General features: G+C 65.7%; 8 protein-coding genes. 7 read left to right on the top strand and 1 reads right to left on the bottom strand.

The window, feature by feature from the left end:
• Nucleotides 1–169 precede the first annotated feature (169 nt).
• The gene (gene glmM / locus CYJ22_RS02525; RefSeq protein WP_101600862.1) at nt 170–1,522 is read left to right on the top strand and encodes a phosphoglucosamine mutase; all 1,353 of its coding nucleotides are present in this window, start codon (nt 170–172) and stop codon (nt 1,520–1,522) included.
• 172 nt (nt 1,523–1,694) lie between these two features.
• A complete protein-coding gene (locus tag CYJ22_RS02520; protein ID WP_101600860.1) occupies nt 1,695–2,597 on the top strand; it encodes a DUF4862 family protein in 903 nt (300 codons plus the stop codon).
• Between the two features lie 130 nt (nt 2,598–2,727).
• Here CYJ22_RS02520 and CYJ22_RS02515 read toward each other — a convergent pair whose 3' ends face one another.
• The gene (locus CYJ22_RS02515; RefSeq protein WP_009053860.1) at nt 2,728–3,810 is read right to left on the bottom strand and encodes a LacI family DNA-binding transcriptional regulator; all 1,083 of its coding nucleotides are present in this window, start codon (nt 3,808–3,810) and stop codon (nt 2,728–2,730) included.
• Between the two features lie 211 nt (nt 3,811–4,021).
• Here CYJ22_RS02515 and CYJ22_RS02510 point away from each other — a divergent pair, with 211 nt between their 5' ends.
• The 5 genes from CYJ22_RS02510 to CYJ22_RS02490 all read left to right on the top strand — a co-directional run bounded on the left by CYJ22_RS02510 (nt 4,022) and on the right by CYJ22_RS02490 (nt 14,142).
• Complete coding sequence (locus CYJ22_RS02510) at nt 4,022–6,745, top strand: glycoside hydrolase family 2 TIM barrel-domain containing protein (RefSeq protein WP_101600858.1); 2,724 nt, start codon at nt 4,022–4,024, stop codon at nt 6,743–6,745.
• A gap of 164 nt (nt 6,746–6,909) precedes the next feature.
• Nucleotides 6,910–8,322 (top strand): extracellular solute-binding protein, encoded by a 1,413-nt coding sequence (locus CYJ22_RS02505; RefSeq protein ID WP_101600856.1) that lies wholly within the window; start codon nt 6,910–6,912, stop codon nt 8,320–8,322.
• A gap of 106 nt (nt 8,323–8,428) precedes the next feature.
• Nucleotides 8,429–9,340, top strand: a complete 912-nt coding sequence (locus tag CYJ22_RS02500) for a carbohydrate ABC transporter permease (RefSeq protein WP_009053917.1) — start codon at nt 8,429–8,431, stop codon at nt 9,338–9,340.
• Nucleotides 9,337–10,266, top strand: a complete 930-nt coding sequence (locus tag CYJ22_RS02495) for a carbohydrate ABC transporter permease (protein ID WP_009053898.1) — start codon at nt 9,337–9,339, stop codon at nt 10,264–10,266. Before CYJ22_RS02500 ends, CYJ22_RS02495 begins: the two co-directional genes overlap by 4 nt.
• A gap of 159 nt (nt 10,267–10,425) precedes the next feature.
• A complete protein-coding gene (locus CYJ22_RS02490; protein WP_101600853.1) occupies nt 10,426–14,142 on the top strand; it encodes a cadherin-like beta sandwich domain-containing protein in 3,717 nt (1,238 codons plus the stop codon).
• The last annotated feature ends 42 nt before the right edge of the window (nt 14,143–14,184 follow it).

The following is a 14,184-nucleotide window of genomic DNA, read 5'->3' as shown; positions in this document are numbered from 1 at the left end:
CATTTTCTGTTGGCCGCGTCCCGCTTCTGCGGGGCGCGGCCTTCGTTTACCCATCAGCACGTGTCAGGATGTGAGCGTCTCCGCTGTCCGTGCCCCGGCCTCGTGCCAAGGAGAAGGCGCGGGCGCGGTAGGCTTAGTGCAGTCGTATGACCCACTGAACGGAGAGACTATGCCCAGGATGTTCGGCACGGACGGCGTGCGAGGACTGGCGAACGTTGACATCACTGCGGACCTCGCGCTGCAGCTCGGCGAGGCGGCAGCCCGCCAGTTCGGCGGCTCCCTGCGTGCGGACGGCTCTAAGCCCCGCGCGATCATCGGCCGCGACACCCGTATTTCGGGCGAGTTCCTCGACCACGCTCTTGCGGCGGGCCTGGCGAGCGCCGGCATGGATGTGACCCGCATCGGCGTCGTCACCACGCCCACGGTCGCGCATTTGACGGCCACCGAGGACACCGTTGACCTCGGCGTCATGATTTCCGCGTCGCACAACCCGATGCCCGACAACGGCATCAAGTTTTTTGCGCACGGCGGCTACAAGCTGGCCGACTCTGTGGAGGACCAGATCGAGGCGCTTGTCAACACCGAGTGGGATCGTCCCACCGGCGACGCCGTCGGCGAGATCAACGCCGACCACGCGTGGGCGAAGGACTCCTACATTGCGCACCTCGTCGAGGCAATCGGCACCGATCTGCGCGGCATGAAGATCGCGATCGACTGCGCGAATGGCGCGGCTTCCGAGCTGGGTCCGGCCGTGTTCCGGGAGCTTGGTGCGGATATCACCGTCATCAACGCGTCCCCGGATGGGCGCAACATCAACCTGAACGCGGGTTCCACGCACCCCGAGTCCCTGCAGGCCGCCGTCGTTGAGGCCGGCTGCGACTTCGGCGTCGCTTATGACGGAGACGCGGATCGCTGCCTCGCCGTCGACCACGAGGGTAACCTCATCGATGGTGACAAGATCATGGGCTCTCTGGCCGTCAACGCGCAGCAGCGCGGCACTCTCGCCAAGGACACCCTCGTCGTGACCGTCATGAGCAACCTGGGCCTGCTGATCGCCATGCGCGAGGCCGGCATCAAGACTGTGCAGACCGGCGTGGGCGACCGCTACGTGCTTGAGGAGATGCTGGCGTCCGGCTACTCGCTCGGTGGCGAGCAGTCCGGCCACATCATCGCCCGCGACCACGCGACCACGGGCGACGGCATCCTGTCCTCGCTGCTCATCTCCCGCATGGTGAAGGAGTCCGGCCGTTCGCTGGCCGACCTCACGTCCTTCATTGCGCGCCTGCCGCAGACCCTCATCAACGTGGGCGGCGTGGACCGCGCGGCCGCCTCGACGAACGAGGCCGTCGCCGAGGCCGTGGCGGCCGCCGAGGCTCGCCTGGGCGATACCGGCCGCGTGCTCCTGCGACCCTCGGGCACTGAGCCGCTCGTGCGCGTCATGGTCGAGGCTGCCACGCAGGAAGAGGCCGACTCGGTCGCCGCTTCGCTGGCGGACGTCGTCAAGGAGAACCTGGCGCTGTGAGCGTCTGAGAGACATACGCGTGAGGGCGGGCACCGGCTGGTGCCCGCCCTCACGCGTATGTAGATGGGGTAATCGCAGGGTGTCGTGTTACTTCGCTGCGCACGTGCGCGAAATAGGAGTATGTTCGTTCTAGTGATTCGTACGACAATTTCCTTGTAGAAGGGCAACTATCATGGCACTCCCATTCATCCTTGGCGCGTACGCGTCGCATCCGGCACCGGAGCTGGAAGCTGACTACTACCGACTCCTCGCAGATCAGCCGTGGGTGAGCGGCGTTGAGATGCCCTACCCGGGGCAGCTCGCCACCCAGGGTGAGGTCCTGGCCAGCCACCTGGCGGCTCACTGGGACTTCAATACGATCACCGCGATCCCCGGCACCATGCAGAACGTATGGAAGAACGAGAAGTTCGGCCTGGCCTCGCCCGACGAGGCTGGACGCGCCGCCGCTCTTGACTTCACCCGCGCGCTGCGTGACGACCTTGCCGCCCTGTGTGAGCGGGCGGGTCGTCAGCTGGTCGCCCGCGTGCAGCTGCACTCGGCTCCCACGCGCCTGGCGCAGGTGGACGCCTTCAAGCGTTCGCTCGCCGAGGTGGCCACCTGGGACTGGTGCGGGGCCACGCTCGTCATCGAGCACTGCGACAAGTACATTCCCGAGCAGAACCCCGAAAAGGGCTTCCTCTCCCTCGAATCCGAGATTGACATCGTCTCCGAGGCCGGCATCGGCATCCACCTCAACTGGGGCCGCTCCGCCGTGGAGGGCCGAAGCGCGGACACCGCCTACGAGCACGTGCTCGAGGCTGGCAAGCGCGGCGTCCTGGACGGCATCATCTTCTCGGGCGCAGGCCCGGAGGAAACCCAGTACGGCTACTCCTGGATCGACGGACACCTGCCCGCGCAGGCCGACGAGCCGACCTCGCTCATGGACGAGGCCGAGATTGCCCGCTGTGCACAGGCCGCCGTCGAGGGCGGAGCCAAGTACCTCGGCGCGAAGGTCTGCGTCCCCAAGGATGCGTCCCTCGAGCAGCGCCTGGCCATGCTGACCAACATCTACCGGGCCTGCGGCCTCGGTGAGTAACGGCGTCGTCGCTGGGCGTCACTCCCGCATTTTGTGAGCGTGCGGGAGGCGCCCGGCGCGAGGTGCATGCAAGCGGGAGAGGCGGATGCCAACTGGCATCCGCCCCTCCCAGCGTTCTGTCACGTGTCGTCTACGCGCGCCTGGCGACCGACGAACGCCACACCGGGCGCGTCGGGATCGTCGCGATCGGGGTGCCGTCCGTGGCCTCCTCGTCGATGGATGCGCTGGGGTGAACATCGGTCATGGGGGAGCGCCCCTCGATGACGTTGATGATCGAGGCGACGGCGGCCTCGGTCATGTCTTTGAGGGGCCACTCGACCGTCGTGAGGCCGAGCGCGGAGGCGCTCCGGTGGTCTTGGTTGCCGAAGCCGAGGATCGACAGGTCGTCGGGCACGGACAGATCCAGGTCTGCGGCGGCCTGGAAGACGCCGGGGGCCTGCGAGTCGTCGGCCAGGGCGATCAGTGAGATCGACGGGTCCTCGTCGAGGAGGCGCAGCGCGGCCTGGTAGGCAGTGGTGGGCTCCCAGTCGGGTAGCGAGTAGAGGGTGAACTTCGTGCCGAACGCGCTCGCGATTGGGTTCTGGCGCGCGTGATTAGTGTTTGGTCCCGCCAAGAAGACGGCACGCCCCTGACCCGTGCCGGTTGCCGGATCCACGAGTGCGCAGTCAGAGAGAACGTCGCGCACGCCGGCCCCCTCGTCGATGCGAATGAGGGAGGATTCCGAGCCGGTCGGGTTGGCCTCGATCATCGACATGGCGACGACGGGGATGCCGAGATTGGCGAGCAGGCGCGAGGTGAAGGCCTCGGCCGACGTGGTCTCGCGGATGATGCCCGCCAGCTGGGTGTCGCCCAGGACTCCGCGGATGACCTCGGCATCTGAAGCGCCGTCGCCGGACTGGAAGAGGGGGAGGAGCAGGTAGCCGTGGCGCTGGATATCGATCATCGCGGTCGTGAGGACCGTGTGGACGACGGGCACGAAGGGGTCGTCCGGGAGCTCGGCCATGAGGAGAGCGATGAGGTGGGACTTGCCGCGGCGCAGCGACCGGGCGGCTGCGTTGGGGATGTAGTTGAGTTCGCGTGCGGCCTGCTTGACGCGGTCGATGGTGGCGGGCGCGATCTTCACGTCGCGGCCTCGTCCGTTGAGGACGAGCGAGACGGTCGACGGTGCGACGCCTGCTGCGCGGGCGACGTCGGCCCGGGTTGCGCGCTCCATGCTGCGGCTCCCAATCCTCGGTTGCGTTTCGTTGAAACACAACAACTATAACGTGTTAGTCTTATCTCTGACGATCGGAGTTTCGATGATGACATCCGAAAGGCACAGAGACGTGATATCGATACTACCTTCCTATGCTCCCGGCGCGGGCGCGCTTGTGCCTCCGCGCGCGCACCTCGCTGACGACTGTGGGGTTCTCAGCCTCGATGGCATGTGGAGCTTCGCCTATCACCGCACCGACCCCGCCCCCTTCGTCAACGTCGAGCAGCCCTGGGATGAGCCCGCTCCCGCCGGTGACGCGTCCGAGATCGACGTGCCTAGCCACTGGGTCCTGCGCGGCGATGGCGCCTGGGGTCGCCCCGCCTACACCAACGTCGACTTCCCCTTCCCGGTCGACCCGCCGTTCCCGCCCGACGATAACCCGGTCGGCGACTACCGTCGCACCTTCGAGCTCCCCGCTGACTGGCAGGGTGGCCACATTCGTCTGCGTTTTGACGGCGTTGAAAGTCAGGCCACCGTGTGGGTGAACGGCACGTGGATCGGTATGGCGCGCGGTTCGCGCCTCGCCCACGAGTTCGACGTGACCGAGGCCGTGCACCCCGGCGTCAATGCGATCACCGTGCGCGTGCACCAGTTCAGCCCCGGCTCCTACCTCGAGGATCAGGACCAGTGGTGGCTGCCTGGCATCTTCCGCTCGGTGAGCCTGCGCCGCCTCGCTCCCGGCGCCATCGAAGACCTGTGGATCGACACCGACTACGAGGCCGGGGTGGGTTATGTGACCATCGAAGCCCGGGTGCGCGGTGCCCAGGAAGCTCATCTGTCCGGGCATCTCAGCATCGACGGCCTCTGGTCGTTCGCCTGCTCGCTCGAACGCGGCGAGGACGGTCGCTACCGCAGCGGCCGCATCGAAGTGGGCAGCGTGCGCCCGTGGAGTGCGCAGGACCCAGCCCTCTACGAGGCGCGCGTCAGCGTCCAGGGCTCGGAAGGCCTCGACGCGGGGGAGCGGTGCCTGCGCATCGGCTTCCGTCGCGTGTCCATCGAAGGCGGCGTCCTCATGGCCAACGGCGAGCCCCTGACCCTCAACGGCGTTAATCGTCACGAGGTGCGCGCCGACGAGGGGCGCGTCTTTGATGCGCAGTGGGTGCGCGAGGACCTGGCCCTCATGAAGTCCATGGGAATCAACGCGATCCGCACCTCTCACTACCCGCCCCACCCCCGCGTGCTCGACCTGGCCGACGAGATTGGCCTGTGGGTCATGCTCGAAGGTGACATCGAAACGCATGGGTTCGAGGGTGTGGGGGAGTGGATCGATAATCCCTCCGACGACCCGCGCTGGGCCGATGCCTACATGGATCGCACGGTCCGCGCCTTCGAGCGCGACAAGAACCATCCCTCGATCATGAGCTGGAGCCTGGGGAACGAGTCCGGCACCGGTGCGAACCTGGTCGCCTGTGCGCGCTGGGTCCATGAGCGCACGGGTTCCCGGGCGATCGTCCACTACGAGGGCGACCATGCCCTCGAATACACGGACATCTACTCGCGCATGTACCCGACCCTGGAGGAAGTCGCCGCCGTCCTCGACGAGAGCGATCCCCATGCCGAGGTTGCCGTCCCCACGCATGTCGCCGCGCGGGTTGACGACGCCGCGCGCGAGCGTATCCGCCGCGCCCCCTACCTCATGTGCGAATACTTGCACGCGATGGGAACAGGCCCCGGAAACGCCTCCGGCTACGCCGCACAGATGAGTCACCCCCGACACGCTGGCGGATTCGTGTGGGAATGGCGTGACCATGCCCTGTGGCGCACCCTGCCCGACGGGCGACGAGCCCTGTCCTACGGCGGCGACTTCGGCGAGGAGGTCCACGACGGCAGCTTCGTGTGCGACGGCCTCGTCGACGCGCTGTCTCGACCCTACGCAGGCACCTGGGCGTGGGTTCAGGCGATGGCCCCCGATGCGCCAGCCCTTGCTCAGGCCCTGGAACGTGCGGGCAGTGGACGCGACGATGCCCGCCTGCGGTCCCTCACCTCGGCCCCCGTCGAACCCGTGCGTCCCATCGACGAGGTCGACCGTCCCTACGCGCTCGACTCGCGCGGGCGCCTGGTGCGGGTCGGTGACCTGCCCGTGTCCGTCGAGCTGAGCGTCTTCCGCGCGCCCACCGATAATGACCGCGGGCGCGGCCCCGTCGACTACTGGGGGATTGACGAGGACGACCTCGGTCCCCTCGGGGTCGGGCGCGGCGAGCACGGTACTTCGCACGCGGCCCGCTGGGAACAGGCCCGTCTGCACCTGCTGCGTCGACGCCTCGTATCCATCGAGGGGGACGAGCAGTGCCAGCGCGTCGTCGAGCGCTGGTCGCCGCCCGCCGCGCAATTCGGCGCGACACTCACGTGGGAGTACCGCCCGGTACGCGTGGGTGACATCTCCGCGCTCTCAATCTCGGCTCGTGTCGCCCCCTACGGGGCCTGGCCCGAGCGTGTCCCGCGCCTCGGCGTGCGCATCGAGATGCCCGGCTCGCAGTGGGAAGCCTCGTGGCTCGGCGACACCCTCATTGGATACTCCGACATGCGTGTGCCCGGCGCTCGTGGGTGCGGGCATGCCGAGGTCTCGAAGCTGTGGGACGTGTGCGTGCGTCCCCAGGAGGGCGGCCAGCGACTCGACCTGGAGGCCCTCTCCCTGCGAGGCGAGGTTGGGGAGTTCCTCATCCTCCCCACCTCGCCACTGGGGTGGAGCGTGTCGCCGTGGAGCGAGCGTGAATTGGCCGAGGCCTCGCACTGGGAGGATCTGCCTGACAGTGAGCGGACGTTCCTGTGGCTGGACGCCTTCCAGGATGGCATCGGCACGCGCTCATGCGGGCCTGACTCTCGTCCCGAGTTCGCTGGCATGATGCGCGATACGGACATGACATTCGTAATTGCCCAGGTTGGGGGTGATTAAGCCCCAACCTGTTATGTTGCGGCTTGATAACGATGTGCAAAGTTGTTGGCAAATGATGCGCGAAGCGTCACAGGCCGCTATGATTCAGACATCAACTAACACGAGATAGTTAGTGACTCGATCCCATCGATCGACCAACAAGAACGGACCAATGGAGGTTTCGCATGTTGAAGAAGAAGATGGCCGCAGGCGTTGTCGCCCTCGCCATGTTCAGCACCCTCGGCCTGGCCGCCTGCAACCCTGGTGGCTCCAGCTCCGACAGCTCGAGCGGCGGTTCGACCGCCGCCGGTTCCATCCCTGAGCCCGATGTCGCGTGCGACATCCCCGCGGGCAACCTTGACGACTCGAAGATCGACACCTCGAAGGTCGAAGGCGAGATCACGTTCCAGACCCAGGGTCTGCAGAACGACTTCGGCGACTTCTTCAAGGCCAAGATCAAGGAATTCGAGGACGCCAACCCCGGCGTCAAGATCAACTGGACCGATCAGGGCGGCGGCGCCGAGTTCGACCAGACCGTGACCGCTCAGGCCTCGAACTGCAAGATGGCGGACGTCATCAACGTTCCCTCCTCCACCATCCTCGCCCTGTCCAAGTCCAACCTCCTCATGGACTACGACGTCAAGGCCCCCGGCATTGGTGACAAGTTCGTGAAGTCCATTTGGGACTCCACCGCCCTGGGCGCCAACGACCACCACACGGCTCTGCCCTGGTACTTCGGCCCCTACATCACCACCTACAACAAGGAAGTCTTCAAGCGCGCTGGTCTCGACGAGAACATGCCGCCCAAGACCATGGATGAGCTGTTCGATGATGCCGCCAAGGTCGGCGCCGACGGACAGGGAGACTACGGCATCTACGGCTCGCCCGAGTGGTACATGATCGCTCAGCTGCACGGCATGGGCGTCAACCTGCTCAACGCCGACAAGACCGCCTTCGACTTCGCCGACAACGAGGCTGCGATCAACTACGTCACCAAGCTCTCCGAGCTCTACGCCTCCGGCGCCATCCCGAAGGACTCCCTGACCGGCGAGCCCGACCCGGGCAAGGCCTACACCGACGGCAACCTCGCCTTCGGCACGCCCAACGCTTCGTTCCTCAAGTCCGTCAAGAAGAACAACGAGACGGTCTACCAGAACACCGGCGTCGGCCCGTTCCCGACCAACCCCGGCATCAAGCCCGTCTTCGAAGGCCAGTACATCGGCGTCTCCGTCACCACGCAGAACGCCCCCCTGGCCATGAAGTTCGCCGAGTGGATCACCAACGCTGAGAACGAGTACGCCTGGACGCACGACGGCGGCGCCATCATCTTCCCGGCTGCCACCGACGCCCTCGACAAGCTCGTCGCCAACCCGCCGGAGATCGCCGACGACCCGGTCTTCAAGGCCGCCTACGAGGAGGCCGCTAAGGCCGCCAAGGACGCCGAGGCCTACACCGACGTCTTCTACGCGACCGGCGCCGTGAAGGACGCCCTCATTGAGAACGTCAACAAGGCCATCCGCGGTGAGGTCGATCCCAAGACCGCCCTCAAGACCGCTCAGGATCAGATGAACGAGAAGCTCAAGGCTCTCGGAGACTGATTGAACGCTCGGGGGCCGAGGCTAGGCCTCGGCCCCCGACGCATTCCTCGCCCAGCGTCGGGCCGCCGGCTCACGACCCCGCGCACCCCTGAAAAAGGACTTTGGTATGCCGATACGTAAGAGCGCACAGGCGCGCTCCCTCAATGGCGCCGCCCGATTCCGCCCGGGCTGGGTTCCCTGGCTGTGGGTGACCCTCCCGGTCCTCGCGGTCATCTCCTTCTACATCTACCCCTTCATCACGACCGTCTACGTGTCGTTCACGAAGACCAAGCCGATGGGACGCATCGGTCGCTTCGTTGGCATCGACAACTACACCGCGGTGCTGTCGGATCCCGAGTTCTGGCAGTCGCTGACGAACTCCCTCATCTACGCGGTCTGCGTCGTCCCGCTCATGGTGCTCCTGCCGCTGCTGTTGGCTCTCCTCGTCAAGTCGCACGTGCCCGGCATCGGCTTCTTCCGCGCCCTCTACTACCTGCCGGCCATCTCCTCCCTGGTCGTCATCTCGCTCGCGTGGCGCTACCTCCTGGACCAGCGCGGACCCATCAACAACATGCTGGCGTCGTGGGGCCTCGACCCGATTCCATTCCTGTCGAATCAGTGGCTGATCCTCTTCTGCGCCATGATCATTACCCTGTGGCAGGGCCTGCCCTACTACATGATTCTGTACTTGTCGGCCCTCGCGAACGTCGACAAGTCGCTGTACGAAGCCGCCGAACTCGACGGCGCCGGGCCGATCCGCCGCTTCCTGACCGTCACCGTTCCGGGCGTCAAGGTCATGATGTTCCTCGTCGCCACCCTGACGACGATCGGCTGTCTGAAGATCTTCACCGAGGTCTACCTGCTGGGTGGATCCGCCTCGCCCACGAAGACACTCACGATGTACATCCGAGACCGAATCGTCGACCCGACCTTCGGATCGCTGGGACAGGGCGATGCCGCCTCGGTGTGCCTGTTCCTCATCACGTTCGGCTTCATCATCGCTTCGCAGAGCCTGCAGAGGAAGGCTGAAGACTCATGAGCACCGCAACTTCGAGCACCGCGACCTTCGGTGAGCGCTTCGCCGAGTGGCGCAAGGAACGCCGACTCGAGCGCCAGGGGCGCAACGTTGCCTCGCGTCAGATGCGCGGTGGCGCCCTCGTCGCCCGCTACGCCCTCCTCGTCGTCGTCGCCCTCATCCTGGTCGGCCCCCTCGTGCTGCCCCTTATGGCGGCCTTCAAGGCACCCGGCGAATCCGTCTTCGGTCAGGGCGCGACCATGCTGCCGCAGCAGTGGTCGCTCGACTCCTTCTACGTCCTCTTCGAGCGGACCAACATCCTGCTATCCATCAAGAACTCCGCGATTCTTGCGGCCCTGACTGTCTCCTCGAACGTCATCCTGTCGTGCATTGGCGGCTACATGCTGTCGAGGCGCGGGTGGACCGGCCGCAACATCATGTACTTCGTGGTCCTGTCCGCCATGATCTTCCCCTTCGAGTCGATCATGCTCTCGCTGTTCAAGATGATGGTGCAGCTGGACTTGTACAACACGCTCCCCGGCGTGTGGATGGTGGCCATGATCGGCCCGTTCCAGATCCTCATGATGCGTGCTGCGTTCATGGGCATTCCCGACGAGATTGAGGATGCAGCCCTCATCGATGGTGCGGGCGAGCTGCGCCGCTTCTGGTCGATCTTCCTGCCTCAGGTGCGCGGTACGCTGACTGTCGTCGGCCTGACCTCGTTCATCGGGGCCTGGTCCGACTTCATCTTCCCGCTGCTCATGCTGCCCGACCCGAATAAGCAGACGTTGATGCTGACGCTGACGGCCATCCAGAACTCGCCCCAGGGTGTGACCTACCAGCTCGTGCTGGCCGGCGCCGTCGTGGCGATGATCCCCGTCGTCCTGGTCTTCGCCTTCAGCCAGAAGTTCTTCTTCCGCGGCATCGAAGACGGCGGTCTGAAGTTCTGATCCTCATCCCCGCGGGTGCCCCTCGCACCCGCGGGGATCTTCTCTACCTAAAAGGAGGTTCTTTCTCAAAAAACTAACACGTGTTAGGTATTGTGGATTTTCGGTCGTCTAACGGCCGATCCCAGCCACCACCCCCATACTGACGAAGGAGTTAAACTCATGGGGACTAGACCCATCATCGGTGCACTCGGAGCCCCGATTCTTGCGGCCACCATGCTTGGCCTCGCACCAGCCGCGGCCGTCGCCGCCACCGAAACCCCGTATCACCCGACCGTCCTGTGGGCGACCTCCGAAGAAAAGGTCGGTGAAAGCGCACCCAACGGCACGATCGCAGCCCTCGTCGACGACGACACGACCCGTACCGACGCGACCAAGACCTTCTGGACCACCAAGTGGAAGGGCGGCCTCGATGAATACCCGCACGCCCTCGCTGTCCAGAACCCCACGCCCGGCACCAAGGTCTGCGGCCTCGGCCTGACCCCGCGCCCCACCTACGATTCGACCCTGGGCAACGACCAATTCCCGGGCGAGTACCGAGTCTTCGCCTTTGACGAGGACCCCGGTAACCCGGCCGCCGAAGCCTCCTTCGCCGACTGGAAGACCAACGTCGCAGCGGGGAAGTGGGAAGGCGGCACCGAGGTCAAGCACGGAAGCGACCTTCAGTTCGGGAACAAGGAACAGTACGTCACCTTCCCGGCGACCACGAAGCGAGTCTTCGCTCTGACCGGCCTGCGCTCCCTCGCCCCCGGCAAGAAGGACATGGCGCTGTCCGACATCAAGCTCCTGCCCTGCGACGCTGACGGTAACGCCATCACCTCCTACGGCAACGAGGACACCGGCGGTAACCACGAAGCAGCCCGCCCCGTCGTACCCCACCCCGATGCCCCCGAGCAGGGATCGGGCGCATCCGACCTCGTCGTTGACTTCGTCATCGATCAGCTGCCCTACGGCGAGCCCGGCAAGCCCGTCGACTTCGCCCCCGGGACCCACACCTACACGGCCACTGGCTACTACCACGCGAAGACCGTCTCGGCCCGTATCCGCGCGGTTGACGGTGCCACCGTCACCATCAACGGCGCGACCCCGGATGCCGACGGACGCGTGTCCAACCTCGACCTCACCACCGGCCTGAACGTCATCACCGCCACCGTGACCAAGGACGGCAAGGAAGCCACCTACGTCGTCAACATCACCAAGGTGGACACCGACTTCCGCGGCAACGTCATGGTTCCCGTGACGGCGACCGCCAACGGCGGCACCGAGGCCGACAACGCGGCCCTGACCGACCTCGATCCCACGACGACGTGGACCTCCGATCCGCTCGTTCGCGCGAATGAATGGTCGAACAGTGTCACCGGCATTGAGCTGCACCTGGGCGAGGCCCGCTACGTGCACCGCGTCAACGGATGGGGCACACCGACCCTGCCCGCCGGCGTGCAGGGCTGGCACGGCGGTAACTCCGTGGCCATCGCCGTTCAGGAGGCCGACGGCGGCGAATGGAAGACCATCGTCACCCACGGCTCGCTCACGCGCGACGCGCGCGGCCTGTGGTACTGGGACTTCAACAGCTACCACCTCGCCAAGAACATTCGCATCTGGATGAATGACGAGACCGAGCCCCAGACCCCGCAGAATATCGCCACCGCCGTGACCTTTAACGACGTCGAGGTGTGGGGCCTACCCGCCGGCAAGACCCCGGTCGCTCCGGCAGTCGACAACTCCATGTACGAGCGCTACTCCGGCTTCAACCCCGGGGAGGGCAAGTGGGGCGTCAACCGCGCCCAGGCCCTCGCGCTGCAGTACGGCGTCATGATGCCCGCGTGGGTTCCCTCCGAGGGCTACGGCCGCGGTGGCTTCGACGCCAACGAGCGCGACCTCACGGGTGGCGCATTCCCGATGTTCTACGACCTGCCCATGTTCAACACCGCCATGATGGAGTCCCTGGGCAAGGGTGCGCCGTGGGCCCTCGCCAAGGCCCCCACCGGCAAGAACAGCATGTGCAACGCGGGCGAACCTCGCGACTTCATGAACGATTACATGAAGCCCTACGCGTCCACGCTGGTCGACATTCAGTACGGCGATGAGGGCGGATTCAACCGCGTCGAGTCGGAGTGCTTCAAGAACTGGTTCTCCTGGTCCAAGCAGAACATCCCCGGCGCCGTCGTCCACGCCAACTCCTGGGACGACCCCTCCTGGTACCGCGACGCGAACCTGAGCTACTACGTTGAGAACGCCAAGCCTGACCTGCTCAGCTGGGACAAGTACTACTGGGGCGCCAACGGTGGCCCGGCTCCGAGCCGAGTCGTCATGGACCTGCTGAACACCAACACCTGGAAGAAGCAGCGCGAATACGGCCTCAAGGGCCTCACCGGTGACGGCTCCAGCCCGATCCTGTACGGCCAGTACCTGGACTACAACTGGGACGCCAACGTGTCCGCCTCCGAGAAGTCGATCGTTCCCTCCCTGGGCCTGGCGACCGGCCAGAAGTGGTTCGGCCTGTTCCGCATGGAGTACAACGGCTACGACCGCTCCTCGATCATCGACCACGATGGTGCGCCGACGCGTTCGTTCTACGAGTTCTCCAACATCTTCGGCAACGTCACCTACATCGGTAACTACACGAAGGCCATGAACTCCACGTTCGTCGCCTACAAGCCCGGCCAGTACGCGGCTCGCGGCACCGCCCCCTCGCTGAGCGGCTACAAGTACGGTGACTTCGCCTCCGGCGACGAGGCCAAGGCCGCCAACGAGGCCGTCGGCCTGGTTGACATGTCGGTGACCAACGTCGGCTCCGTCAATGACGGCCTGCCCGGCGACGTCGTCGTCGGCTACTTCGAGCAGCTGAAGGGCCTGGAGACCGTCAAGTCCGCCGAAATCTTCGGTGACTCCACCACGGCCCCCAAGGGCTTCATGGTTGTCAACGCCCTGACCGGCCAGACCCGCTACCCGTCCTACCTCCTCGACCCGCGCACCGACAACGGTTCGCTGGCCGAGACCGCTCAGGACATCACCCTGACCGTCAAGAAGCCGAGCGCAAACGCGCACCTGATGCTCGTCAACCCGGCCGACAAGACGACGCAGGAAGTCGAGCTCGGTGAGGGCGAGACCTCGCAGGTTGTGCTCCACGCTGTTGGTGGTGGCGATTCGCGCTTCCTGTACTGGGTGACGATCGAGAACCCGGCTCCGACTCCGGACCCGCAGCCGACGCCCGACCCGCAGCCCACTCCGGACCCGCAGCCCACCGTGGACCCGACCCCGGCCCCCGAGCCGACCGTTGATCCCACCCCGGCTCCGACCCCGGATCCCGCGCCCCAGCCTCGTACCGGCCAGTGGAAGTCCGGCTACTTCGGTTGGTGGTACAGCTACTCTGACGGCACCTACGCGGCCAACGAGACCCTCGTCATCGACGGGCAGACCTACCGCTTCGACGCGAGCGGCTACCTGAAGATGGGCTGGGTCTACGACGGTGGACACTGGTACTACCACGGCTCCAGCGGCGCCCAGCAGTACGGCTGGATCATGGACCGCGGCTCCTGGTACTACCTCGCACCCGCGACCGGCCAGATGGCGACCGGCTGGACCCAGATCGACGGGACCTGGTTCTACCTGTCCTCCTCCGGCGTCATGCGCACCGGTTGGGTCAAGGACGGCGGCGCCTGGTACTACCTGTCGCCCTCCGGTTCCATGGTCACCGGCTGGCAGCTCCTCGGTGGCACTTGGTACCACCTGGGTGCCAATGGCGCGATGACCACCGGCTGGTACCAGGAAGGACCCGTCTGGTTCTACCTGCGCTCGAACGGCTCCATGGCCACCGGTTGGGAACTCATCGGTTGGTCGTGGTATCACTTCACGCCCTCGGGCGCGTGGATCGGCTAATCGTTAGCTCCACATGAGACGAGGCCGTGGCCGGGTTTTCCG

The sequence above is a fragment of the Schaalia odontolytica genome, from assembly GCF_002847525.1.
GTDB classification, from domain to species: Bacteria; Actinomycetota; Actinomycetes; order Actinomycetales; family Actinomycetaceae; genus Pauljensenia; species Pauljensenia odontolytica_B.
This window is presented reverse-complemented; position numbering and strand designations above follow the sequence as displayed.

Bases quoted from the DNA above. Each gene is read 5' to 3' on its own strand.
- glmM (WP_101600862.1), top strand. From the start codon at position 170: ATGCCCAGGATGTTCGGCACGGACGGCGTGCGAGGACTGGCGAACGTT.
- CYJ22_RS02520 (WP_101600860.1), top strand. From the start codon at position 1,695: ATGGCACTCCCATTCATCCTTGGCGCGTACGCGTCGCATCCGGCACCG.
- CYJ22_RS02515 (WP_009053860.1), bottom strand. From the start codon at position 3,810: ATGGAGCGCGCAACCCGGGCCGACGTCGCCCGCGCAGCAGGCGTCGCA.
- CYJ22_RS02510 (WP_101600858.1), top strand. From the start codon at position 4,022: ATGTGGAGCTTCGCCTATCACCGCACCGACCCCGCCCCCTTCGTCAAC.
- CYJ22_RS02505 (WP_101600856.1), top strand. From the start codon at position 6,910: ATGTTGAAGAAGAAGATGGCCGCAGGCGTTGTCGCCCTCGCCATGTTC.
- CYJ22_RS02500 (WP_009053917.1), top strand. From the start codon at position 8,429: ATGCCGATACGTAAGAGCGCACAGGCGCGCTCCCTCAATGGCGCCGCC.
- CYJ22_RS02495 (WP_009053898.1), top strand. From the start codon at position 9,337: ATGAGCACCGCAACTTCGAGCACCGCGACCTTCGGTGAGCGCTTCGCC.
- CYJ22_RS02490 (WP_101600853.1), top strand. From the start codon at position 10,426: ATGGGGACTAGACCCATCATCGGTGCACTCGGAGCCCCGATTCTTGCG.